Annotated in this window: 20 protein-coding genes; 14 read left to right on the top strand and 6 right to left on the bottom strand. The window is 49.5% G+C overall.

Going from position 1 to position 24043, the window contains the following annotated elements; all coding sequences use genetic code 11:
• Positions 1–121 precede the first annotated feature (121 nt).
• A complete protein-coding gene (locus tag ACCC71_RS11290) occupies positions 122–1627 on the top strand; it encodes a 4Fe-4S dicluster domain-containing protein (RefSeq protein ID WP_434309726.1) in 1506 nt (501 codons plus the stop codon).
• Between the two features lie 98 nt (positions 1628–1725).
• Here the strand turns inward: ACCC71_RS11290 and ACCC71_RS11285 are convergent, their stop codons facing one another.
• Entirely contained in the window at positions 1726–2103 is a 378-nt protein-coding gene (locus tag ACCC71_RS11285; protein ID WP_434309725.1) for a RidA family protein, read from the bottom strand.
• Positions 2104–2262: 159 nt separating this feature from the next.
• On the opposite strand from ACCC71_RS11285, the gene ACCC71_RS11280 reads away from it, so the two are divergent.
• Positions 2263–3219 (top strand): AEC family transporter, encoded by a 957-nt coding sequence (locus ACCC71_RS11280; RefSeq protein WP_434309724.1) that lies wholly within the window; start codon positions 2263–2265, stop codon positions 3217–3219.
• A 270-nt stretch (positions 3220–3489) separates the two neighbouring features.
• On the opposite strand, the gene ACCC71_RS11275 is transcribed toward ACCC71_RS11280, so the two are convergent.
• The 5 genes from ACCC71_RS11275 to ACCC71_RS11255 all read right to left on the bottom strand — a co-directional run bounded on the left by ACCC71_RS11275 (position 3490) and on the right by ACCC71_RS11255 (position 10129).
• Positions 3490–4314 carry an MBL fold metallo-hydrolase gene (locus ACCC71_RS11275; protein ID WP_434309723.1) on the bottom strand — a complete coding sequence of 275 codons (825 nt, stop codon included), beginning with the start codon at positions 4312–4314 and terminating at the stop codon, positions 3490–3492.
• Positions 4315–4410: 96 nt separating this feature from the next.
• Positions 4411–5511 (bottom strand): TRAP transporter substrate-binding protein, encoded by a 1101-nt coding sequence (locus ACCC71_RS11270; protein ID WP_434309722.1) that lies wholly within the window; start codon positions 5509–5511, stop codon positions 4411–4413.
• 99 nt (positions 5512–5610) lie between these two features.
• Positions 5611–6897 (bottom strand): TRAP transporter large permease, encoded by a 1287-nt coding sequence (locus tag ACCC71_RS11265; RefSeq protein WP_434309721.1) that lies wholly within the window; start codon positions 6895–6897, stop codon positions 5611–5613.
• A complete protein-coding gene (locus ACCC71_RS11260; RefSeq protein ID WP_434309720.1) occupies positions 6894–7394 on the bottom strand; it encodes a TRAP transporter small permease in 501 nt (166 codons plus the stop codon). Before ACCC71_RS11260 ends, ACCC71_RS11265 begins: the two co-directional genes overlap by 4 nt.
• 434 nt (positions 7395–7828) lie before the next feature.
• Positions 7829–10129 carry a helix-turn-helix domain-containing protein gene (locus tag ACCC71_RS11255; RefSeq protein WP_434309719.1) on the bottom strand — a complete coding sequence of 767 codons (2301 nt, stop codon included), beginning with the start codon at positions 10127–10129 and terminating at the stop codon, positions 7829–7831.
• Positions 10130–10486: 357 nt separating this feature from the next.
• On the opposite strand from ACCC71_RS11255, the gene ACCC71_RS11250 reads away from it, so the two are divergent.
• The 12 genes from ACCC71_RS11250 (at position 10487) to acsB (ACCC71_RS11195) (ending at position 23958) form a co-directional block, all read left to right on the top strand.
• A complete protein-coding gene (locus ACCC71_RS11250) occupies positions 10487–10798 on the top strand; it encodes a cobalt transporter (protein WP_434309718.1) in 312 nt (103 codons plus the stop codon).
• A 179-nt stretch (positions 10799–10977) separates the two neighbouring features.
• Positions 10978–11166: a CooT family nickel-binding protein gene (locus ACCC71_RS11245; protein ID WP_434309717.1), complete on the top strand. Its 189-nt coding sequence runs from the start codon at positions 10978–10980 to the stop codon at positions 11164–11166.
• Positions 11167–11175: 9 nt separating this feature from the next.
• Complete coding sequence (locus ACCC71_RS11240; protein ID WP_434309716.1) at positions 11176–11406, top strand: hypothetical protein; 231 nt, start codon at positions 11176–11178, stop codon at positions 11404–11406.
• Between the two features lie 244 nt (positions 11407–11650).
• Positions 11651–12565, top strand: a complete 915-nt coding sequence (locus ACCC71_RS11235; protein ID WP_434309715.1) for a methylenetetrahydrofolate reductase — start codon at positions 11651–11653, stop codon at positions 12563–12565.
• A 91-nt stretch (positions 12566–12656) separates the two neighbouring features.
• A complete protein-coding gene (locus ACCC71_RS11230; RefSeq protein ID WP_434309714.1) occupies positions 12657–13427 on the top strand; it encodes an AAA family ATPase in 771 nt (256 codons plus the stop codon).
• Between the two features lie 82 nt (positions 13428–13509).
• On the top strand, positions 13510–15402 hold the full coding sequence (cooS, locus tag ACCC71_RS11225; protein ID WP_434309713.1) for an anaerobic carbon-monoxide dehydrogenase catalytic subunit: 1893 nt from the start codon (positions 13510–13512) through the stop codon (positions 15400–15402).
• A 40-nt stretch (positions 15403–15442) separates the two neighbouring features.
• Positions 15443–16216, top strand: a complete 774-nt coding sequence (locus tag ACCC71_RS11220) for an AAA family ATPase (protein WP_434309712.1) — start codon at positions 15443–15445, stop codon at positions 16214–16216.
• Between the two features lie 73 nt (positions 16217–16289).
• A complete protein-coding gene (acsB, locus tag ACCC71_RS11215) occupies positions 16290–18380 on the top strand; it encodes an acetyl-CoA decarbonylase/synthase complex subunit alpha/beta (protein ID WP_434311850.1) in 2091 nt (696 codons plus the stop codon).
• 224 nt (positions 18381–18604) lie between these two features.
• The gene (acsD, locus tag ACCC71_RS11210) at positions 18605–19546 is read left to right on the top strand and encodes an acetyl-CoA decarbonylase/synthase complex subunit delta (RefSeq protein ID WP_434309711.1); all 942 of its coding nucleotides are present in this window, start codon (positions 18605–18607) and stop codon (positions 19544–19546) included.
• A gap of 24 nt (positions 19547–19570) precedes the next feature.
• Entirely contained in the window at positions 19571–20896 is a 1326-nt protein-coding gene (gene acsC, locus ACCC71_RS11205; RefSeq protein ID WP_434309710.1) for an acetyl-CoA decarbonylase/synthase complex subunit gamma, read from the top strand.
• A gap of 16 nt (positions 20897–20912) precedes the next feature.
• On the top strand, positions 20913–21698 hold the full coding sequence (gene acsE / locus ACCC71_RS11200; protein WP_434309709.1) for a carbon monoxide dehydrogenase/acetyl-CoA synthase methytransferase subunit: 786 nt from the start codon (positions 20913–20915) through the stop codon (positions 21696–21698).
• Between the two features lie 133 nt (positions 21699–21831).
• A complete protein-coding gene (gene acsB / locus ACCC71_RS11195) occupies positions 21832–23958 on the top strand; it encodes an acetyl-CoA decarbonylase/synthase complex subunit alpha/beta (RefSeq protein ID WP_434309708.1) in 2127 nt (708 codons plus the stop codon).
• The last annotated feature ends 85 nt before the right edge of the window (positions 23959–24043 follow it).

Raw genomic sequence — 24043 nt, 5'->3', positions numbered from 1 at the left:
AAGCGGCATCCCTTTTGCAATGGAAGGTAAAAAAGCATTTTAAGAACCAGGAAAAACCTCTTGTCAAAATTTCTGTTTTGTCGTATCCTAGGAAGGTATTGTAGATAAGAGGAGAAATAAGATGATTCGAGGATTGGATACCGCAGTGAAGCGGTTGAGAAAACAAGTATTTACAGAGATTGCCCGTGTCGCCTATGAGTCAGCAAATCTCAATGACGACATCGAGGCGATTCCTTACAAAATCACGCCGGGTGACGAGCCGCATTACCGGGAAAGTATTTGGCGGGAGCGGGCGATTTGTTCGGAACGAGTCCGTCTGGCGATGGGCATGAGCCTGCGTCCGGAGGATACGCCGGTCCATTTGACTGCGGGGCTGGATGAGAGCAATATTTCGGAAAAATATTATGAGCCCCCGTTGATGCAGGTGATTCCGTCTGCCTGCGACGCTTGTACGGCTAATGAATATAAAGTGACCAACAACTGCCGGGGCTGCGTGGCCCATCCTTGCCTGGAAGTCTGTCCCAAGGGTGCGGTTTCCATGGTAAACGGCCATTCTCAGATTGATCAGGAAAAGTGTATCAAATGTGGAAAATGTAAGGCTGCCTGCCCCTATGACGCAATTGCCCATGAGATCCGCCCTTGTGCGGAAGCCTGCGGCGTCAATGCCATTGAGAGCGATGATCTTGGCCGCGCTTACATCAACCCGGACCGTTGCGTATCCTGCGGCATGTGTATGGTGAACTGTCCTTTCGGCGCAATTGCGGATAAATCCCAGATTTTCCAGTTGATACGGGCGTTAAAAGAGGGCGGGGAAATTGTGGCAGAAGTAGCGCCTGCCATCGTCGGGCAATTTGGCCCCAACGGCAGTCCCAAGCGGCTGAAAGCGGCGTTGATGGAGCTGGGTTTTTCAGAAGTCTATGAAGTGGCCCTGGGAGCGGATATGGGCGCGGCGACGGAAGCCCGCCATTATGTGGAGGAGGTTGTAAATGGAGATCTGCCGTTTTTGCTGACTTCCTGCTGCCCGTCCTGGTCCATGCTGGCAAAGCTGTATTTTCCGGAAATGATTGATAAGATCTCCAATGCATTGACTCCCATGGTAGCTACGGCCAGGACCATCAAGCAGAAGCATCCCAATGCCCGCGTAGTTTTCATCGGGCCCTGCGCATCGAAAAAATTGGAGGCGTCCAGACACAGTGTCCGCAGTGATGTGGATTTTGTCATTACCTTTGAAGAACTGGACGCGATTTTTGAAGCGAAGGGAATCGATATCAATCATTATGACAAAGAGGTAGAGCTTCATGACGCGACTGGCGCTGGCCGCGGTTATGCAGTAGCAGGCGGTGTGGCGGAAGCAATCGAGAAGTGTATCAATACGTATTATCCGGATGTGGAAGTTAACATCGAACATGCAGAAGGGCTGGCGGAATGCCGGAAGATTTTGATGATGGCTAAGGCTGGAAAGATGGACGGATGTCTGATCGAAGGGATGGGCTGTCCCGGCGGCTGCGTAGCCGGAGCGGGTACGATTCTACCTATTAATAAAGCCTCCCAAGCGATTAAGAAATCGGTAAAAGATTCTACAAAGGCTGTTCCGCCAAAGGAATTGGCGGAGATTCATTTGGATTAAAAAATACGAGGGAGAAGACTAGATGTTCTCCCTCGTATTTTTTATTCTATTCCAGAGCGGAAAGACTTCGGCGTGTGAAGCTCGCCTTGTGAGAACCTTTACTCTTTTGCCGCAATGACTTCCACTTCGCAGAGCACGCCCTTTGGCAGTTGTTTTACTGCGACGCAGGAACGAGCGGGTTTTCCAGTGAAATATTTGCCGTATACTTCGTTGAAAGCGGCAAAGTCCGCCATATCGGCCAAAAAGCAAGTGGTCTTTATCGTGTTTTCGTAATTTAACCCATTGGCTTCCAGAACGGCCCCCAGGTTTTTCATCACCTGTTCCGCCTGTTCGGCAATGGTGGTTCCGACAACTTCACCACTCTGAGGGTCCAGAGGAATTTGGCCGGAGGTAAACACCAGATTGGAAAATGCGATGGCTTGGGAATAAGGGCCGATAGCCGCGGGGGCGTTCTTCGTATTGGTAACTTCAAACATAATACAAATCTCCTTTTATACAGATTTTAATTCTCGTACATGAGTCGCTTTCACCATAGCATATCGATTCGAAAAAGTCAATTCTTCTTCCCGGCGCCCATGATTTGTGCTAAAATGAAAACAAACCGGAGAATGTTTGCCCAGAAGAGGAAAACGCTCTTGGCTGCTTGGATGGAAAAGAAAATGAGGGATGGGGACATGGTTGATATGGAAAGCCTGCTGGAAATGCAGGGGATGATGTTTTGTATGGTGCTGATCGGGATGCTTTTGGCAAAAAAGAAGATCGTCACTCCAGAGGCAAAGAAAAGCTTGACGGATGTTACGATCAATCTTTTTATTCCCTGCAATATGCTGGCCGCTTTTTTTAATGCGGATCATTCCATGGTCTCGCAGATGATGACGGTGATGCTGGTTTCTCTGATAATTCAGATTTTCTGTTACCTGTTAAGTAAAATTCTATTTCGGAAAATGGAAGACGGAAAACGAAGCGTGATGCGTTATGGCATCATGGTGTCCAACGCAGGCTTTCTCGGAAATCCTATGGTAGAGGGAATGTATGGTTCGGAAGGGTTGCTCCTGGCTTCAGTTTTTCTGGTCCCAGTGCGGCTGTTTTACTGGACCGTGGGCCTTGCCTGCTTCGTGCCGGTGGATAAAAAGAATGTGGTGAAAACGGCCCTGACCCACCCCTGTATTATCGCTGTCCTTCTGGGACTTTTGTATTTGTTTTTTCCCATTCCGCTGCCTGTCTTTTTGACGAAGACGATCACAGGATTCAGCTCCGCTATGACCCCGGTGACCATGCTTTTGATCGGCGCGATTCTGGCGGAGGTGGATTTGCGGACGATTATCTGCCGAGAAACCGTTCGGATGAGTGTGCTGCGTCTGGTGATTCTTCCGGGCATTGTGTTGGCTGGAGTGAAGCTGGCTGGTTTGCCAGAGCTGATTTCCAGTGTCAGCGTGATTTTGATTGCGATGCCGGTGGCCACTACCACGGCCATTCTGGCGGCCCGCTATGATAGGGACTATCAATTTGCGACGAAAACAGTGGTGTTGACGACAATTTTGTCTCTGTTTACGATTCCGGTGTGGAGTATCCTTGTTGGGCGGGTGTTGTAAGAGTTCATTGGATTGTCAGAAAAGTTTCCTGGTTAAAATAGGTTAGAATCGTTTGTAGGGTTTCGGAGCAAGTACTTCTAGGATTCTGGGAATTTGTAAAAAGCAGTCACAAAAATAAGAAACTCGCTGCGCTCAAACAGTCTTATTTTTGTTCCTAATACAAATTTCCGGAATCGAAGAAGTACTAACGCTCCTGCAAATACAAACGATTCTAACCTATTTTAACTCAGAGACTTTTTGATAAGAAAGAATTTCGCTTGGCGGAATTTCCTATTGAAGAACAAATGGCTCGCCGGGCGCTAGGATCAATCCGCGCTTTTCGCTGCCAGTAATCTGCGGATACACATCCTCCGGCTCCCCCTTGTGGGCCGCAATTTCCGGACAGTCGTAGGTACCGTAGTGGAACGGCATCAGATAAGCCGAGGGGAACTGATTGGCCAAAATGACGGCGGAAGTATGGCCCAGGTGGTATTCGCAGGTGGATACATCCAAAGCCAGCAGATCAATATTTTGGATTCGGAAATGTTGTTCCATCAGGCGCGTATCACCTGGAAAATAAAGGCGTCCGTCAGGAGTATTGAAAATAAATCCGCAGCAGTCTCCGAAACGGTAGGGACGGCCGCCTCTTTTCAAATCTTTTAACTGCCAGGGATGGTCGGCCGGCGTGGATTCGATACGGATGCCGTCCAGCTCCATGTTTTCCTCTGTCCGCAGCACTTGAATTTGTTCCGGCGGGACGCCGAGACGGGCCAGGCGTTCAAAGACAGCCAATGTTCCGATCATCGGTATTTTCTTTTGGGCGAGAGTTTTCGCCGTGGCTGGTCCAAGATGGTCTCCATCGGCATGCGTGTAGAAGACCGTACAGTTTTCTGGGATATCTTCCGCCAGAATAGGAAAATCTACCTTTAGCGGAAGACCACATTCACTCTTGGAAGAATCTTCCGGGTCTTTGGTGAGCACTGGATCAATGAGCAGGCAAGTACCGTGACAGTTGATCAAAAATCCAGCCCCGGAAAGCCAGGTGACAGTGGTTTCAGAACTGGGGCCAAAGGCGGAAGCAGGAATAGGAACAGCAGGTTTTCTTTTGGGGATCATAGGATTAGTCCTCCTTTTGATTTGCTTCGCCCGGAATCCAATGGGAATTCCGGGCGTTTTTTGGTCATATTATCTTGTCAATGGAAGGTAAGGCTTTTATTTGGAAGAAGCCTCGATAGCAGCCAAATATTCGTCTACCAGCTCGCTGCCGACAGCTTCGCGGACCATATCATAGACCGGCTGTGCCTTTTCTTTCATCGCTGCCAAAGTAGCATCGTCCAACTCGATGACAGCTACATCTTTGTCTTTGACTGTCTGGATATTCTGAGACTCTGCTTCCTGGGCTACCTTGGTGCCGTACTGGCCGATTTCCGTGAAGCACTCGGTCAGAGTCTGCTGCAGATCAGCCGGGAGGCTGTCCCAGGTTTCCTGATTCATCAGAATGGTTGCAACAAAAGCAATATGCTTGGTGTTGATAACGTATTTCTGCTGCTCATAGAAATTGGAGCTGAGGAAGATGTCCAGAGGATTTTCCTGGGCGTCTACCAGGCCCTGCTGCAGGCCGATATAGAGTTCGCTGAAATCCAGAGGGGTAGCCGTAGCGCCTAAAGCATTCCAGTAAGCCATGTGGTTGTTGTTGGTCATGGTACGAATCTTGATGCCGTTGAAATCATCTACGGTTTTGATTTCCTTGTTGCTGGACATATAGCGGAAAACTGTCGGGAACAGCTGGCACAAGTGCATCTGGGTGCCCTCAAAGCTTCCAGCCATTTTCTCGGTAAAACCAGCCAGGACCGTTTGAGCGACGGAGATGTCGTCATAGGTGTTCGGCAAGTCGAAAAGCGCAAGGCTAGGAACAAAGGCAACCTGAGGAGCCGTGTTGCCGATTACCATGGTGACGTTTCCAAGCTGTACGCCTTCCACCAGCTCGGCGTCGGAGCCTAGCTGAGAATCCGGATAGCAGGTGATAGAAATTCTTCCGTTGGTGCGCTCTGCAATCAAGTCGGCTGCATACTGCATGGTTTTTCCAATGGCAGAATCCTTAGTGGCGGAAGTTCCAATGGTAAAGTTGTACTCTGCCTCGCCAGAGGGTGCCGCTGCCGTAGTTTCCGCTTCGTTAGAAGCAGCTTCCGTGGCCGCGCCTGCCGTTGTCTCCGATGGCGCGGTAGTAGGCGCAGCCGTGGTGGATGTGGAACCGCTTCCGCAAGCGGTGAGTACCAGTGAGCACGCCAGTGCTAAGCCAATGAGTTTTTTCATAATGTTTTCCTCCTTAATTTATAATGTGTGATTTTGATGCCGTATATTCCTAAGAGGCAGGGCATCAAAATCGAGTTACCTTTGTATCGGTATAAAGAATTAAACCAGGCAGAGGGAAATCTGCGGGATAAACGTGATTAAAATCAGGGCGATCAGGAACATCAGAATAAAGGGAATGACTTTCTTTCCAATTTCCATGACCGGAGAACCAGTGGTAGAGCTGGCGACAAATAAGTTGAGCCCAAAAGGCGGGGATGCCAACCCAATCGTCAGGTTGCAGACGATGACGACGCCCAAGTGGACCGGATCGATGCCATAATTGGCTGCAATCGGCATCAACAACGGAGACAGGATCAGGATTGCCGGAGCTCCGTCAATAAACATACCGAGAATCAAAAGGGCTACGTTCAGCAGGATCAGGAAGGATACCTTGCTGGCAATGGAGCCGGAGATGAATTCAGCCAGCGCCTGAGGCGCGTTTAGCATCGTCAAAACGCGGCTAAACGCAGTAGCCAGAGCCAGCAGCGCGCAGAGCGGGGCGCAGGACTGGACCGATTCCAGAATCAGGCTCCAAAGACGTTTTAGATTCACGGAACGGTAGATAAAGAGGGATACAATCACCGCATATACCACCGAGATGCAGGCGGCTTCTGTCGGAGAGAAGATACCGCTGTAAATACCGCCCAGAATGATAACTGGCGAGAGTAAAGCCCAGAATCCTTCTTTTAAGACGCGTCCTAAGCTGCGGCTGTGGAGAGCGGCGCAGTTCTTGGCTACTTTTTCTTTATCTTCCCCGTGGGAACGGCAGTAAAAGTAACAATAAGCCATCAGGAACAGCGCGATCAGACAGCCGGGTAAAACTCCAGCCGTAAACAGGGACGTTACGGAGGTTCCGGTTACCAACGCATAGTTGACAAAGGAGATGCTGGGTGGAATGATCAACCCAAGCCCGCCGGCTGTGGCCACAATGGCGGAGCAGAATGCTTTGTCATATCCAAGGGAAACCAAAAGCGGTACGGTCATGGCTCCTACGGCGGCGCAAGTTGCGGGGCCGGAGCCGGAAATCGCTCCGTAAAATAAGCAGGTGACGATAACCGCGCAGGGAAGTCCGCCGGTCAGTCTTCCTAAAAAGTACGCAAATACATCGAACAGTTTGCCGGAAATTCCTCCCTGGGCCATGATGGTGCCGGAGAGAATAAACAGAGGAATCGCTAGAATGGGCGTAGAGTCAATTCCAACGACCATTGCCCGAATAATGTAAACAACATCTGCAGAGAAGGTCGGGTCAACAATCCCTGGTGTGATGGCGGCCATCCCCATGGCGATGGCTACCGGAAAAGAGAGCACAAGGCAGACGAGGAAAACGATAAATAGAATCGCTGTCATAAGTCACCCTCCTTCCTTTTTGAAAAATGACGGATCATTGGTTTGCAGATGACCTGTATGCTTCGAATGAGGGCAAGGGCAAAACCAAGCACCGTGGATAAGTAGATGTACGTATAGGGAATTCCTAAAGCTGCGCTGACCCGGTTTGTCTTTTGCATGGAGGCAAGAAGGTCAAAAGAATAGACCAACATGCAGACAAAGAATGCTAAAGTTACCAGGTGAACCATTGCCTGAAGCACAGCCCAGACTTTTTTGGGCAGAATTTCTTGAATAATATCCAGTCTTAACATGGAACCGCGTTGGACGCAGTATCCTAATGTTAAAAAGGTAATATAGACAAAACAATACCGACAGAGTTCTTCCGGCCAAGATAAAGAGTTGTTGAACACGTACCGCATAACGATTTGCAGCAGCATAATCATGGTTAGAAGAATCAATAAAATGGCGATCAGATACTCTTCTAAATGAGAATCCAAAAATTTTAGAATTCGTTTCATCTCGTTTCCGCTCCTTTCTCAAATTTGGATGCTCAGGCCCTTGAGCTGGTATCAGTATAAAAGGAATTTTTGGTTCCAACAATTCAAATATTTCGGTGCGAGTCGCGGATTTGGGGAAAAAGTAAAAATATGAGATAGATATCAAGATATTTGATTTTTAGGAGGATACGAGGGGGAGGGCAGCTCGGAGTGCGAAGCCCGCAGCCCTCCCCCTCGAGCTCCCCCACCTTTGGGCACGCTGGTGGGGAGAGGGATTTTTTGTGGGGATTGGGAGGGATTAACTTTGGGGTATAGCCGAAGGTGTATACGTTAGAGCGGAATGGGGAAAAAGCGTGATTATAGGATGATGGATAGAGTTAAGGGAGGGTTCTAGTAACAGCAAGAGGAGGCCGGCGGATGGGATATCCGAACTGGCCTCCTCTTAGGAATGTTTGTTAAGGTGTGTTCCCTTGGTTCTGCCGGTATTCTCCCGGCGATACTCCGGTTAATTTCTTGAAGATGCGGAAGAAGTTCTGCATGGAGTTAAAGCCGGTTTGATAGGCGATGTCTTTGATCAAAAGATCCGTGGATTCCAAGAAGTGTTTGGCTTTTTCTACACGAAAATCATTGACATAGTCGACAAAGGAAGTCCCAATCTCTTGCTTGAACAGACGGCTTAAATAGGAAGGGCTGATTCCCGTTTGTTCGGCTGCTGTATAAAGGGATAGATTACTGTCCGAATAGTTGGCGTGGATGTATTCTTTGATCCGGACCACATGTTGGAAGGATTTCTTCTTGTTTTTGTTGTCAATGCTGCCGATCACATCATGACAGAATGCGCGGATCGCAGCTTGCAGCTCTTTACCGGTAGCATATTGTTCCAAAGAGGAGTCCAAACGTACTTTTTTACGGAGCAGGGACTCCATATTGCCAATGTGTAAAGTATCCGTGGTTTCAATCAGCGTTTGTAAAAATAGGTGATACTGACGTTTTGCGAGGACTGGTTCTAGGTTGCTGGCAGCGATTTCTTCGATCATTTGCTCGGCAAGCTCTAATGCCTTGGCGGCATTGTCCGCTTGAATATAGGAAAAGATTTGGTTGATTCTTTCCAAATATGGATTTTGAGACGGAAGGCCTTCTTGTTCCATTTCTCCGTCCTCCTCACCATAAAATCGCTTTCGATTCAAATTTTTCTGCGCTTCTAAGTAGGAATAACGGACATCAGCAATCCGGTTATAGATATTTCCGCAGCCTGTTTCTATTTGGTAGGCCGTAGCTTGCGTCATTTTCTGCAGCGCATGAGTCAATTGAAAAATGGTTTGCTGGATGTCGCTTTCATTGGTTTCCGGCGGTGCAATCAAAATAAGGATAGCCGATTGCCCTTCCCGTGACACGAGACAACTTTGGTATTCCACAGGCAAAATGCGAGGAAGCAGATCTCGAATTTGAAGTAAGTGAAGATTCATTTCCAAAACGGATAATTCTGCGTTTTGTTTGCTGGAAACTTCTAGAGCCAACGCCAGAAAACGGGATTGGCGTGGAAAGGGCTGACCAATGCTGTTTAGCGAGGCATCGATACTTTCCTCTGTCGGCGCGCGTCCATTTAAGATATCCGAAAACAGGCGCTCCAATACCAGAGGGGTGATGCTCTGAATCGCTTCACGGAGATGTTTGTTTTGGATAGTAGCATGGCTATAGATTTTCGTCAGATAATCGATGTCATTTTTTGCTTCGATGTCATCCGTACTGCTATTGGACAGTTCTTTTAACAGGCTGCGGATAGGGCGATTTGCCCGGTAAGCAATCTGCAGGGAGAACAATAGACCGAGCAAGAGCGCCAAAAAGAGCAGGGAAAGTATCCTGCCGACAGACGGTTGAAAATCAAAGGTCTGCGCGTCGGCAGGATACAGGTAGAGCCAACCGGTGGCAGGAGAAATATAGTAAAAATAGAGAAGGTCATCTTGCTTTTGAAGGGAGCCTTTCGTTAGGGTTCCATTTTGATCGAGCAGGAGTGCGGCCTGGCTGGCCGCAGATTCCGGGACCGTCTGGGAGAACACGGGAATTCCTTGACGGTCAAAGACATAAAAGGCGTCGGAAATAGCCGGATCATCCTCATAGAGAGATAAATCCAGGGCAGATGAATTGAAGCAAAAAATTAAAACGCCAATGCTTTCGATGTTATCCGGATAAAGATGCTGGCAGAGAACCAGATGCTCGTCCAGTTTTTTGATGAAGAGCGCATTGGAATCCTCCGAAGGGCGCGCGCCTGTGTAGGACATCAGCGCATCCTGATTGAGGAACAGGCTATCCTTGGACTTTTCTGCAGGCAAGTAAGAAAGGTCGGAGCTATAGACCATTTGATTGCTCGGGGTGTAGAGATAGGCCTTTTCAATAAAAGGATAATTCTCCGCCAGACGGTACAATTGCGTGATGATATTGAGCGTGCGAGCATAGTCGTCCGAAGTGGGGAGAATCAGCGCGTTGGCAAATTCTTTCCGCCAGATGGTCTGCTGCATTAATTGCTGCATATTTTGTAAGGTTAGTTCTGTAGCGGTGCAAGTGGTCTCCAGCATATTGAGATAGGAGGATTCAACGTTCTCTTTTAGATTTTCATTTTCCCGATAAAGGGAATAGAAACAAAAAGCCCCAAAAAGAAGGGTGCTTAAAATCAGAACCACGAGAAACGTCTGAAAAAAAGTACTGTTAAATCGAAACGCCCGTACAAACTGAGCGATATAAGCGCGAAGTTTTTTCACGGCTAGAATCTCCTTGATTTCTTTAGAAGCGTGAAACAGACGATGCAAAAGCAAAATATGCTCTGCCTTGCCCGTGTGTACTCTTGCCAATGGAAGGTAAGTTTTTCAGATACTATTTTTTATATTAGCCTGAAACAAACTGAGTGTCAATCAAAAAGGCCTATATTGTCACAACGAAATGGTTTACAATATCAGCCGAAAGTTTCATAATATTTTCCTAAATTCCCCTAAAAAAGCCCTTTTCTTTTCTATGCCTTGTGTTATAATTAACAAAGATACCTTCCGTTGACAGGGGCGCGGTCAGAGAAGAGTGGGGTTGGCTCCTAGGGCGGATGCTTTTGACGATGGAAGGAAAAAATGAGAAATGGTCCTGGGGAAAGGGACTTAGAAGGGAGCGATTCGATGCACGACGGACACGACGAGCATATGGGACATCATCATCACCATCATGATCATGAAGCGGCTTCTGCTACGAAGGAAGAAGCGGTTGCCCTGCTGGGATATATGGTAGCGCATAATGAGCATCATGCGGAGGAACTTTCCGAATTGGCGCAAAATATGAGAGACTTAGGACTTGCGGACGCGGCGGATGAGATTGAGGGAAGCGTAGCGGATTTTAAGGAAGGCAATCTGAAACTCCGCGCGGCATTCGCTTTGCTGAAACAATAAAATATACCCGGATTGCGAAGCAATCGGGGGGCCCGCCCGGCAGTGGCATCAGAGATTTGCCTTTGGCAAATCTACAAAAATATACCCGGATTGCGAAGCAATCGGGGGGCCCGTCCGGCAGTGACATCAAAGATTTGCCTTTGGCAAATCTACAAAATATAGAAAAGGAGGCAGCAGTTATGTGTTTGGCAGCCGCTTATAAAAATAAGCAGTCACCGGAAAATTTGATTTGCAAATATGTCAGCAATATTGGATTTCAGGGAGGAAAGATTGTATTGACCGATGTGCTGGGGGAAGAAATTTCTCTGGAAGGAAAACTCAGCGCGGTAGATCTGGTAAAAAATGTTGTTGTCATTGAATGTGCGTAAGGAGACAGTATGAAATCCTACGAGATTGTCCGGGAAATTTTTAATCAGTGTTCGAATAATCAGATGCGGGACGTCCATATCGAGGAGAAAGACGTGGAGGATCCGGAAGCCTATGTGAGAGAATTCTGTCAGGGAAAGAATGCGTCCATCGAGAAGGATGTCCGACCGGACGGAACGGAGATCTTTGATATCAACATTGCGGGATTGAGACAACGTTTTTCTTTTACTCCTATCGATTGAAACGTCCCAGGATAAGGGGAAAAGGAACTGCGGCAGCGGTTGGGTTTTGCAGGCGGCAGTTTCTTTTTTCCTTATATACATAATAAAAATATGGGAATATAAAAGAAAAAAAGAAAATAACCCCTAGGGGGGGATTCCTCTTGACATTTTTTGGTGGAAATGATATTGTCATTAGTGATGATAATTTTGTGACATATATGTTAAGAAATTAACAAATATACAATTACATATCAGGAGGTATGAGATGAGAGTAAGTGAAATCATGGAACAGAGGATGGCTTTTTCCTTCGAGGTATTTCCGCCAAAGACGGATGAAGGCATGAAGAAGCTGGTAGGCGAGGGTGGAACGCTGGAGCATCTGTATCAGTTGAATCCGGATTACATCTCTTGCACCTACGGCGCCGGCGGCGGAAACGTAGGAAAGAACCTGGAAGTTCTGGACGCAGTGAAGGCGGCTGGAGTAGCGACGCCGGTAACTCATTTTACCTGCATCGGCAACACCAAGGAGGGCATTAAAGAGCAGCTGCAGCGCTACCTGGATCATGGTATCGACCATATGCTGGCTCTGCGCGGCGACCTGCCCTATGGATGGACCGGAACCAACGGCGACCTGCACTATGCGACGGAACTGGTGAAATTTGTCCGCCAGGAGTTTGGCGATAAGTTCACGATTGCTGTTTCCGGCTCTCCGGAAGGCCATATCGCTTGCCGCAGCCTGGAGGCTGACATCGCTTTCCTGAGACAGAAGCAGGACGAAGGCGCGGACTACATTATGACGCAGCTTTGCTTTGATATGGATGCGTTCCGCTATTGGCTGGATGCAATCCGCAATGCTGGAATTTGGCTGCCGGTTGATATCGGTATTATGCCGGTTTTGGACAGCCAGGCTGTGATCAATATGTGCCTGTCCCGGAATGCCTGCGTGATGCCGAGAGAGCTGTGTGAAGTGATCACCCACCACTGGATTTTCCCTGGCGAGTCCGAGGAATCCATTGCAGCGAAGAAAGCGGCGTTCAAAGAAGAAGGTATCGAGTACACCATTAAACTGATTGACGATTACAGAGTTTGCGGTATCGACGGCATTCATCTGTATGCGTTGAATAAGTATGAGGACGTTACGAGAATCGTAAAGGAATCCGGCATTGTAGATCTTCTGTAATGGCGTGGATTTTGGACCGGAGGCTGCCAGGCGGCAGTCTCCGGTATGGCGTCCTCGAAACGAAAGCAACATAGGAAAGGAGATTACCGAAATGGCTTATACGATTGCGGTAGCCGGCAAGGGCGGCGTCGGCAAAACTACTATCTGTGGCCTTTTGATCGATCATCTGTGCCGGAAGAAGAATGGTCCGGTGCTGGCGGTGGACGCGGATGCCAATTCGAATTTAAACGAAGTACTGGGCGTCGACGTGGAGCTTACGTTAGGGGATCTGCGGGAAGAGGTCGCGAAAGCGGAAATGGTAAAAGACAGCCCGATTCCTCCTTCAATGTCGAAACAGGATTACCTGAATTATAAATTCAGCGAAGTTTTGATTGAAGAGGATGATTATGACATGCTGGTGATGGGGAGAACCCAGGGCTCCGGTTGTTATTGTTTTGTGAATGGTTTGCTGCAGGCGCAGCTTTCCCGTATTTCGGGGAATTATCAATATATTGTGGTGGATAACGAGGCGGGTATGGAGCATATCAGCCGTGGGATACTGCCGAAGGTAGATACGATTTTATTGGTCAGCGACTGCTCCCGCCGGGGAATTCAGGCGGTCGGCCGGATTGCCCATCTGGTAAAAGAGGTTCAGATGGATGTGAAGACGGTAAAGCTGATTGTAAATCGCGCTCCGGAGGAAAAACTGGACGAGGCGATTCAGGCGGAAATCGAAAAGCAGGGGTTAGATCTTTTGGGCGTGCTGCCGGCGGATTCCTTGGTCTATGAATATGATTTGGCAGGAAAGCCTACGGTACAGCTTCCAGAGGACGCGCCGGTTCGAAAGGCGCTGGCGGAATTGCTTCGTCAATTGGAATTATAATTTTGAATATACAAGCTATTTTCCATTGAAGGTATAGGCTTTAAATATAGATATTAAGGAAAAGATACGATGAGGAGGAGTTATGGACAATTTTAAACTCACAACAGTAGAGGAGATGGAATCCGCTACTGCCAAACTGCTGGAAACCGGCGCGAAAGTTGGCGCGGATTCTTGGCAGCAGCGCGTGAAAAATCAGACCCCCCACTGTAAATTTGGCGAAGAGGGAACTTGCTGCCGGATTTGCTCCATGGGACCTTGCCGGATTACTCCGCGGGCTCCGAAGGGGATTTGCGGCTGCGATATTCACGGCATTGTAGGCCGGAATTATCTGCGGTTCACGGCAGGCGGCTCGGCGACCCACTCTGATCACGGCCGCGAGATTTGCCATACCCTGTACAATTCCAGTGCAGACGGAAACTACCATGTAACGGATACGGAAAAATTGCTGAAGATTGCAAAGGAATGGGATATCCCCACGGAAGGCAGAGACATCTATGACGTTGCCCATGAAGTGGCGGAAACCGGTTTGATGGAGTATGGAAAACCCTTCGGCTATCAGCGGTTTTTAAAGAGAGCTCCGGAAAGACGCCAGAAGATTTGGGAAGAGCAGGAAATTGCGCCTCGCGCGATCGACCGTGAGGTTTCCCGCGCTATGCACATGACTCATATGGGATGTTCTTCTCTGGCGGAAGCGTTGGTGAAACAGAGCCTGCGCTGCGGTCTGTCTGATGGTTGGGGCGGCTCTATGATGGGAACGGAGTTTTCCGACGTGTTGTTTGGAACTCCGATGCCGATGGACACAGAGGCAAATCTAGGCGTGTTGGAAAAGGATATGGTAAATATCGTTGTTCATGGCCACGATCCGTCTCTGTCTGAGATGATTGTAAAATATGCGGAAGATCCGGAGATGCTGGCTCTGGCGAAAAAGGTTGGCGCAAAGGGCATCAACATTGCCGGCGTTTGCTGTACTTCTAACGAAGTCGCGATGCGTCACGGAATTCCGATGGCAGGAAACTTCCTGCAGCAGGAAAATGTGGTTCTGACCGGCGCCTGCGAAGCGATCGTCGTGGACGTACAGTGTATTTTCCCGGCGTTAGGGCCGTTGAGCAAATGTTTCCATACTAAATTTATTACTACTTCCGACGTGGCTCGGATGACCTATACGAAGTTTATTCACTTTGACTGTGAAACTGCAGGCGAAAAAGCGAAACAGATCGTACAGTTGGCGGTGGAGAACTTCCCGAACCGGAAGAAAGAGCTGGTACATATCCCGGATATGAAACAGAAAGCTACGGTTGGTTATTCTTACGAGGGAATCGTGAAAACCTTGGATACCGTTACCAACAGCTTTGTGGATATCACCGGTACCACCAAACCTCTGGTGGATTGTATGCGTTCTGGCGTACTTCGCGGCGCGGTGGCTATGGTAGGCTGCAACAACCCCAAGGTACGTCCGGATACTGCTCACATTGAGTTGATGAAAAAGCTGATTAAAAATGATATTGTTTTGGTTGTATCTGGCTGCTCGGCTCAGGCTGCGGCCAAGGCGGGCTTGATGGATAAGAGAGCGAAGGATCTCTGCGGAGACGGACTGAAACGTGTCTGCGAGTTGGCGGATATTCCACCTGTTCTTCATATGGGGTCCTGCGTAGATATCAGCCGTATGATGATTCTGGTCAGCGAGTTGGCAAAGGATTCCGGCTGGAACATCGATCAGCTTCCTGTTGTCGGCTGTGCGCCGGAGTGGATGTCTGAGAAGGCAGTTTCCATTGGAAACTATGTAGTTGCTACCGGTATCGATACTTACCTGGGCGTATATCCTTACGTAAAAGGTTCAGAGGTAGTCGACGGCTTGCTGCAGGAAGGCCTGAAGGAATGGGTCGGCGCTTCGTTCCATGTAGAGTTGGATATCGATAAGCTTGGAGATGCGATGATTCAGGCGATCGAAGAGAAGAGAACGGCTCTGGGCATCTAACCAGGACCTTTCTCTCCGTAATAGAAAGAAGGAGTCAGACATGAAAGTAGCAGTGACCGGAAAAGGGGGCGTCGGCAAGACGACTTTTGCCGCAATTTTGGCTCGGCTCTATGCTGAGGAAAAACGTCCTGTTCTGGCAGCGGATGTGGACCCGGACGCAAACCTGGGTTTGGCTCTTGGTTTTCCAGAAGAAGAACTGATGAGCATCACTCCGATTTCCAAGATGAAGGATTTTGTCAATGAGCGGACTGGCGTAGATCCCAGCGGCATTATGAAATTCTTTAAATTGACGCCGAAAGTGGACGATATCCCGGACCTTTTTGCCAAATCCTGCAATGGTGTGAAGCTTTTAGTTCTGGGAACCGTGGATGTGGCCGGAGCCGGATGCGTCTGTCCGGAACATGTGATTTTAAAACGCCTGATTTCTCATCTGGTCATCATGGATGACGACGTGGTCATCCTGGACATGGAAGCTGGACTGGAACATCTGGGCCGCGGCACCGCGGAGAACATGGATCAGTTTGTGGTCGTGGTGGAACCGGGGGCTAGAAGTGTTCAGACCTATAATAAAATCAAGTCTCTTGCTACCGATTTGGGTATCAAACAGGTTCGCGTGGTGGCGAACAAGGTTCGGAATGAGGCGGATGAGGAATACATTCGCAGCCGGATTCCAGAAGAAGATCTTCTCGGCTTTGTCCACTACAGCGCGGATGTGATCGACGCAGACCGCCAGGGGCAGTCTCCTTATGACTTTGACAAAAAGGCTGTCGAGGAGATCCGGGCGATCAAGAAAAAACTAGAAGAAAGATTTTGACACTAACATCACAATATTTTGGAGGATAACCGTGGCAACTTTATTTGGAAGAGTCTTTAGCGGCTCAGATGAAATGTACAGGCTGGCACAGGAAGCTCTGGCGGACGTCAGCAAACGTTTTGCGGACAGCGAGCCGGTAGCGTTCCCGGATACCGCTTACTATCTGGCGTGTATCTACGCGATGTCCGGAAAAAAGGTCACCAATCTGGGAGAACTAAAAGAGATCATGGAATGGATCAAGTCCCAGATGACCAGAGAGAACAAAACCCACGATATTTTTACTTCCGGTGTGGCGACTGCCTGCGCCGCAGAGGTAATTGAAGCATGTAAATACATCGGAAATCCGGATCCCTATGGACATGATCCGCTTTGGGGACACTGCACCGACGCAGAAGTGCGTGAGTTGGGTGTACCGTTGGTTACCGGAGATATCCCTGGATTTGTCGTATTTATCGGTTCCGCTCCCACGGACGAGGAGGCACTTGCACTGGTAAAGAGCTATCAGAGCAAGAGCGTATTCGTATTTATGGTAGGCGGCATCATCGATCAGGTGAAACGTCTGGGTATGAAGACGGGCTTCAATGTCCGCGTGGTACCGTTAGGTTATGACCTTTGGAGCGTTTCTCACGTGGTTTCCGTTGCCATCCGTGCGGCGCTGATCTTTGGCGCGGTACAGCCGGGCGACTATGATGGAATCCGCCGTTATACCTTTGACCGCGTGAACGCCGCTGTGAACGCTTTCGCTCCCGTAGACGATATGACGGTAGCTTGCGGTGCCGGCGCGATTTCTTTAGGCTTCCCGGTTATCACCAATGAAACTGAAAATATGTGGCGTGTTCCGAAGAGCTTGGTTATCCAGGAAGATACCAGCAAGTTTGTGGAAACCTCTCTGGAAGCTCGTGGAATTAAGATTAAGATTACAAATATTGATATTCCGGTGGCTTTTGCCAACGCTTTCGAGGGCGAGATCATCCGCCGCGGCGATATGCAGTTTGAAGCGGATGGTTCCCGCGTGGACTGCTTGGAGTTGGTGCGCACCCGCGAGGCTTCCGAGGTGGAAGATCACAAGATCGAGGTGATTGGACCGGACTTCGACGAATTTGAAGTCGGTTCGAAGATCTGTCTGGCTACGGTTGTGGATGTAGCTGGAAAGAAGATGCAATCGGATTTCGAGCCGGTGTTTGAGCGGAAATTCCACGCTTACCTGAACTGTATCGAAGGCGTGATGCATACGGGCCAGCGTGACATGATCCGTATCCGCGTCAGCAAAGATACATATGAAGCTGGTTTTAGGGCTAGACATTTTGGCGAGGTTCTGTACGCAAAGATCAAGAGCGAGTTTGACGTAGTCGTAGATAAGTGTCAGGTTACCATTGTGACCGATCCAGCCAAGGTTGCGGAGCTTCGTCAGGAAGCCAATGTGATCTATGATAAGCGTGACGAACGTCTGCTGTCTCTGACCGATGAGACGGTAAACGAATTCTATACCTGTATTATGTGCCAGTCCTTCTCCCCGTCTCATGTCTGCATCGTGACTCCGGAACGTCTGGGTCTGTGCGGCGCTGTATCGTGGCTGGATGCGAAGGCGACCCACGAGCTGGATCCCAGCGGTCCTTGTCAGGTGGTGGAAAAGACCGGCGTGATCGACGAAGAGATTGGAAAATGGGAGACGGTCAACGATGCGGTCCGTCAGTACTCCCAGGGCGCTTTGGAAGTAGTTTCCCTGTATTCTATCATGGAAGATCCGATGACCAGCTGCGGCTGCTTTGAGTGTATCTGCGGCATCGAGCCTTTCTCCAACGGCGTGGTTATCGTAAACCGTGAGCATGCAGGTATGACTCCGTTGGGCATGAACTTCTCGGAGATGGCTTCCATGACCGGCGGCGGCGTGCAGACTCCTGGTTTCATGGGACACGGCAAGCACTTTATCGCTTCTAAGAAATTTATGAAAGCAGAAGGCGGCGTGCAGCGTATCGTTTGGATGCCGAAGGCCCTGAAGGACCAGGTAGCGGAAAAATTGAATGCTACGGCTCTGGAGCTTTATGGAATTGAGAACTTTACCGATATGATCGCTGATGAGACAGTGACGGAAGATCCGGAAGCTTTGGTGGAATTCCTGTCGGAAAAAGGCCATCCGGCCCTGGCGTTAGATCCGCTCATGTAATTGACTTCTGGTAATTAATTCTAAATAAGGACATATTTTCTTGCTCTAACTGCAGTGAGATGCTATAATAGAGGAAGATCAATATAACTTCCGGCGGCCCTTATCCAGCCGCCGGGATGCCTTATTTTTCATTCCGGTGAGATTCTACTGGAATGAAGGCGCTCCGTTTCGGATGCGTGTGCAAATAGATAGGTATAGAAGAAAGAAAAAAGGAGAGTAAAACAATGCCGTTCAAGAACAAACCTCAGACATTTTCTGCTGCTATCAAACCAGTAGAACTCGGCACCGGTGAAAAGGCAATAACCCTTGGTGGCGAGAATGTACTTCCGCTGTACTCCTTTGACGCGCCGATTGAAAATGCTCCCAAGGTGGGCATGGAGATCAGCGACACGATGATGGAGAGTGCTCCGGCCCGCCTGAAAGAATTTTATGCTGGCTGTGAAACCATGGCAGATATGGCAAAGAAGGCGGCTGAACTTCCAGGCGTATCCTTCCTCTGCCTGCACTTTGAGAGTGCGGATCCCAATGGGGCCGATACTTCCGTGGACGACTGTGTCGCCGCAGCGAAGGCTGTCTCCGAGGCGGTTGATCTGCCGCTGGTGATCATGGGCTGCAAGAACAACGAAAAAGATTCGGAACTGTTTAATAAGGTTTCCGATGCGCTGCAGGGCAAAAACATTTTGGTTTTGGCCGCAAAGGAAGAGACCTATAAGGCAGTCGGCGCTTCCGCTGGTCTGGCTTTTAATCAGAAAGTCGGCGCAGAGTCTTCCGTAGATATCAACTTAGCGAAACAGCTGAACGTGCTGATGACCCAGTTGGGCGTAAAGCAGGACAGCATCGTGATGAACGTAGGCAGCGCAGCGGCTGGTTATGGTTTTGAGTATGTTGTTTCCACCATGGAGCGGATTCGTCTGGCTGCTTTAGGGCAGAATGATACGACCCTTCAGATGCCGATTATTACTCCGGTAGCTTCTGAGGCATGGAGCGTAAAAGAAGCGGTAGCTTCGGAAGCGGACATGCCGGAATGGGGCGACGTGGAAGAGCGCGGTGTGGACATGGAAGTTGTCACTGCGACGGCCGTTTTGGCTGCCGGCAGCGATGCTGTGATTCTGAGACATCCGGAATCCGTGGCTGCTGTGTCCAAGTTGATCGACGAGCTGATGTAATCGAGCGGAAGGAGGAAAAGAACAATGGCATTAAAAGGCTTAGATATTTTTAAACTGTCCCCGAAGACAAACTGTAAAGAGTGTGGTGTTCCCACCTGTATGGCATTTTGCATGAAGGTGGCTCAGGGCGCTCTTCCCATTGAAAAGTGTCCTCATATGGGTGCGGATGTAATTGCGAAGCTGTCGGAGGCTACTGCTCCGCCGATGAAGACCGTTCAGGTCGGCGATTTTAAGATGGGCGGAGAGACGGTGCTGTGCCGCCATGAGAAGACGTTCGTCAGCAAAAACCTGTATGCGGTATCGGTATCGGATGCCGACGCAGACGCGGATGCAAAGCTGGAAGCATTGACCAAAGTAGATTACGAGCGTATCGGCGAGCGGATGTTCGTGGAGATGGTGTTCGTGACCTACGGCGGCAACAAAGACGCTTATGTAGAATTAGCGAAGAAAGCCGCTGCAGTTCCCAGCCGCGCTGTGATTTTGGATGTCAATTGTCCAGAAGCAGCCGAGGCTGCTCTGGAAGCGATCAAAGATGCAAAGCCGATCTTAAACGGCGCTACCGAGGAAAATGTAGATGCCATGAACGCTCTGGCAGCTAAGTACGGCGTCGTACTTGGCGTAAAGGCAGACAGCCTGGACGCTCTTTATGATTTGACGGCAAAGATCGAAGGCTTGGGCAATAAGAACTTGATCCTGAACGCCAGCGCTGCTTCTATCAAAGCTGCTTATCAGTTTGCGGTGGAGATCCGCCGTGCGGCAATCAAGAATACGGACCGTACCTTTGGTTATCCGGTACTGGTCAATGCGGCTGCTCTGGCGGCTGGCGATAAGACCATGCAGGCCGCTTTGGCATCTCTGTTTACCTTAAAGTATGGTTCCATCATCGTGATGGAGGAGATGAATTATGCTCAGGCTCTGCCGCTGTACGGCCTGAGACAGAATATTTATACGGACCCGCAGAAGCCGATGAAGGTGGAGCCGGGCATCTATCCGTTAAACGGCGCAGACGAGAATGCGGTTTGCATCGTGACCGTAGACTTCGCGTTGACCTATTTCGTTGTTTCCGGCGAGGTGGAGCGTTCCGGCGTTCCGTGCAACCTGCTGATCTCCGACGCGGGCGGATATTCCGTTCTGACCGCATGGGCTGCAGGAAAATTGAGCGCTTCTACTATCGCGAAGTTCTTTACAGAGATGGATATCGCTGGAAAGATTAAGAACCGTACGCTGATTCTGCCTGGTAAAGTAGCCGTGTTGAAGGGCGAAGTACAGGAGAAGCTGCCGGATTGGAAGGTTGTAGTAGGCCCGGCAGAGGCGGTACAGCTGGTTCAGTTCCTGAAAGACTATAAATAAAAAGGAGAACGATACTATGGCAAAATTTATTACGATTGGTGAGCGTATTCACTGCATCTCTCCGGCTATCCGCGAGGCGATGGCAACCAGAAATCCGGAGCCGATCTTAAAACGCGCGAAGGAGCAGTTGGAAGCTGGCGCTACCTACCTGGATGTCAACATTGGCCCGGCGGAAAGCGATGGCGAGGATCTGATGAAGTGGGCGGTTACCCTTCTGCAGTCTGAGTTTGACAATGTACCGCTTTGCTTAGATACCGCCAATACGAAAGCAATTGAAGCTGGTATCTCGGTTTATAACCGCGCAAAAGGAAAACCGATCGTAAACTCTGCGGATGCAGGAGATCGGATCGAAAACATCGACCTGGCGGCTGCCAACGATGCGATTGTTATTGCGCTTTGCTCCGCCCATGGTATTGCTGCGGATAACGACGAGCGTATGATGCACTGCCAGAACATGCTGGAGAGAGGCTTGACCCTGGGCATGGAAGAGACGGATTTGTGGTTTGACCCGCTGTTTCTGGTAGTAAAGGGCATGCAGGATAAGCAGCTGGAAGTTCTGGAAGCCATCAAGATGTTCAGCGAGATGGGATTAAATACTACCGGCGGTCTGTCCAATAACTCCAATGGTATGCCGAAGCACATTCGTCCGATCATGGATTCGGCGATGGTGGCGATGGCGATGATGCAGGGTATGACCTCCGCGATCGTAAATCCTTGCGATCAGAGACTGATGGAGACCATCAAGTCCTGCGATGTGTTGAAAAATAATGTTTTGTATGCAGATTCCTACCTGGAACTGTAAAAAGAGTCTCATTTACATGTTTTCAAGAAAACCCGCTTTTTGCAGCGGGTTTTCTCTGATACAGCTTCCGTTGTACCAGATGGATTTTGGGTATACTAAATAGAAGTATTTTAGAAAGATAGGAGGAGTTGTAATGAGCGTATTGACAGATTTGATTTATGGTGGTTCCCATGCGGTAGCCGGATTGACAGAAGGCGCGGTGAAGGATGCGATTGCAAAACACGGCGCGGATGCTAAGGTGGCGTTTCCGGACACGGCGTATTTTCTTCCGACAATCTATGCGGCTACGGGCGTAAAGGTAAAGACCTTGGGAGATCTGACAGCCTGCGTGGATGTTCTGAAAAGTTTGATTTCCGATAAGGAAGATCTGGGGGAGGCTTTAAATGCAGGTCTTGCCACTGCGGTTGGCGCCGAAATCATCGAAGCTCTGAAATATGTGGAAAACAGCGAACCCTATGCAGGTGAAAGTGGAATCGGTTTTGTTCCAGACCCTATCATTCGTTCTCTGGGCGTACCGTTGGTGACGGGCGATATTCCCGGCGTAGCCGTGGTTCTTGGAAAAGCGGAGCATCCGGAAGATGTAGTAAATGTGGTCAAAGATTATCAAAGCAAAGGAATCCTGACCTTCTTAGTGGGTGATGTGATCGACCAGTGCAGCGAAGGCGGCGTAAAGATGGGCTTGGAGCTTCGCGTGGTTCCTTTGGGCCATGATGTGACCGCAGTTACCCATGTGGTGACGGTGGCCATTCGTGCGGCGCTGATCTTCGGTGCGATTGAACCTGGTAAGCTGACAGATCTTTTGACTTATACCAAGGAAAGAGTCCCGGCCTTTGTCAATACCTTTGGTCCCATCGACTCGGTGGTGGTTTCCGCTGGAGCCGGAGCAATCGCGTTAGGATTCCCGGTAGTGGTAGACATCGATCTGGGAGAAAATCAGGTTCCGGGAGCGCTGGAATCCGTGACGGATCCGGCCATGACCGTGAAGAAATCCCTGGAACTGCGCAATATTAAAATTAAAGTGAAGGAACTGCCGATCCCGGTGGCCTTTGCAGCGGCCTTTGAGGGCGAGATTATTCGGAAGAACGATATGCACACGGAGTTCAGCTCCCATGCAAATCCGACCTGCGAACTGGTAACTTCCGTGGCGGCGGATGAAGTGGAAGACCATAAGATCACCGTGGTAGGCCCGGATATCGATGCGGGCGGAGAACTGGCGCTGGCAACGGACATTCAAGTTTACGGCGCAAAGATGCAGTCCGACTTCGAATCGGTCATTGAGAGAAAGATTCACACCTGGTTTAACTATATGGAAGGCGTGATGCACACGGGCCAGAGAAACCTGATCCGAATCCGCGTCAGCAACGACGCTTATGAAAAAGGAATCCGCCTGAATCATTTTGGTGAAGTGCTCTACCATATGATTATGGACGAGTTTGATACGGTTGTAGATAAATGTCAGGTTACCTTCTATACGGAGCACGATAAAGTGCAGGAGATCTTAGATACCAGAGCGATGCCGGCATACAGCGCCCGCGACAACCGTCTGGCTTCTTTGACGGACGAGAGCGTAGATGAGTTCTATACCTGCATTCTCTGTCAATCCTTTGCTCCCTCCCATTGCTGCGTGGTAACTCCGGAGCGTCTGGGCCTGTGCGGAGCGGTATCCTGGCTGGATGCCAAGGCGACCAAGGAATTAACCCCGACCGGACCGTGTCAGCCGATTCCGAAGGAAGGCTGTACCGACGAGAGAACCGGCGCTTACACGGCGGTGGACGAGATGGTAGAGAAGATGACCCAGGGTGCGGTTTCTCAGGTAACGCTGTATTCTCTGATTGAAGATCCGATGACCAGCTGCGGCTGCTTTGAGTGTATCTGCGGCGTCGAGCCCGCTTCCAATGGCGTGGTGGTTGTAAATCGTGAATACAAAGGTATGACTCCAACGGGAATGACCTTTGGAGAACTGGCTTCCATGACCGGCGGCGGCGTACAGACGCCAGGTTTCATGGGACATGGCCGTCATTTCATTTCCTCCAAGAAGTTTATCAAAGCGGAAGGCGGAATTGAGAGAATTGTCTGGATGCCGAAAGAATTAAAGGATGATGTGGCGGAGAGATTAAACAAAACGGCAAAAGAACTGTATGGAATCGATAACTTTACAGATATGATCTGCGATGAGACCATCGCTACCGACACGGAGGCGGTATTGGAATTCCTGTCGGAAAAAGGCCATCCCGCACTGGGAATGGACCCGATTATGTAATCAATCGGTAAGTAGGAAATTTCCTATGAAATAAAAAGGTAAACTGGCGGCCTCACCGCAGGCCGCCAGTTTTGATGAGAACATA

Origin of the sequence: Hominifimenecus sp. rT4P-3 (assembly GCF_051055405.1) — a bacterium.
Classification (GTDB): domain Bacteria; phylum Bacillota; class Clostridia; order Lachnospirales; family Lachnospiraceae; genus Pseudolachnospira.
Note: the sequence above shows the minus strand (reverse complement) of the source record. Positions and strands in the feature narration are given on the sequence as shown.

What these genes read in the sequence shown, in the direction of transcription:
- ACCC71_RS11220 (WP_434309712.1), top strand. Translation starts at nt 15,443, where the DNA reads ATGAAAGTAGCAGTGACCGGAAAAGGGGGCGTCGGCAAGACGACTTTT.
- acsB (WP_434309708.1), top strand. Translation starts at nt 21,832, where the DNA reads ATGAGCGTATTGACAGATTTGATTTATGGTGGTTCCCATGCGGTAGCC.
- acsC (WP_434309710.1), top strand. Translation starts at nt 19,571, where the DNA reads ATGGCATTAAAAGGCTTAGATATTTTTAAACTGTCCCCGAAGACAAAC.
- acsD (WP_434309711.1), top strand. Translation starts at nt 18,605, where the DNA reads ATGCCGTTCAAGAACAAACCTCAGACATTTTCTGCTGCTATCAAACCA.
- ACCC71_RS11235 (WP_434309715.1), top strand. Translation starts at nt 11,651, where the DNA reads ATGAGAGTAAGTGAAATCATGGAACAGAGGATGGCTTTTTCCTTCGAG.
- ACCC71_RS11240 (WP_434309716.1), top strand. Translation starts at nt 11,176, where the DNA reads ATGAAATCCTACGAGATTGTCCGGGAAATTTTTAATCAGTGTTCGAAT.
- ACCC71_RS11260 (WP_434309720.1), bottom strand. Translation starts at nt 7,394, where the DNA reads ATGAAACGAATTCTAAAATTTTTGGATTCTCATTTAGAAGAGTATCTG.
- ACCC71_RS11265 (WP_434309721.1), bottom strand. Translation starts at nt 6,897, where the DNA reads ATGACAGCGATTCTATTTATCGTTTTCCTCGTCTGCCTTGTGCTCTCT.
- ACCC71_RS11290 (WP_434309726.1), top strand. Translation starts at nt 122, where the DNA reads ATGATTCGAGGATTGGATACCGCAGTGAAGCGGTTGAGAAAACAAGTA.
- ACCC71_RS11285 (WP_434309725.1), bottom strand. Translation starts at nt 2,103, where the DNA reads ATGTTTGAAGTTACCAATACGAAGAACGCCCCCGCGGCTATCGGCCCT.
- ACCC71_RS11270 (WP_434309722.1), bottom strand. Translation starts at nt 5,511, where the DNA reads ATGAAAAAACTCATTGGCTTAGCACTGGCGTGCTCACTGGTACTCACC.
- ACCC71_RS11275 (WP_434309723.1), bottom strand. Translation starts at nt 4,314, where the DNA reads ATGATCCCCAAAAGAAAACCTGCTGTTCCTATTCCTGCTTCCGCCTTT.
- acsB (WP_434311850.1), top strand. Translation starts at nt 16,290, where the DNA reads ATGTACAGGCTGGCACAGGAAGCTCTGGCGGACGTCAGCAAACGTTTT.
- ACCC71_RS11245 (WP_434309717.1), top strand. Translation starts at nt 10,978, where the DNA reads ATGTGTTTGGCAGCCGCTTATAAAAATAAGCAGTCACCGGAAAATTTG.
- ACCC71_RS11230 (WP_434309714.1), top strand. Translation starts at nt 12,657, where the DNA reads ATGGCTTATACGATTGCGGTAGCCGGCAAGGGCGGCGTCGGCAAAACT.
- acsE (WP_434309709.1), top strand. Translation starts at nt 20,913, where the DNA reads ATGGCAAAATTTATTACGATTGGTGAGCGTATTCACTGCATCTCTCCG.
- cooS (WP_434309713.1), top strand. Translation starts at nt 13,510, where the DNA reads ATGGACAATTTTAAACTCACAACAGTAGAGGAGATGGAATCCGCTACT.
- ACCC71_RS11250 (WP_434309718.1), top strand. Translation starts at nt 10,487, where the DNA reads ATGAGAAATGGTCCTGGGGAAAGGGACTTAGAAGGGAGCGATTCGATG.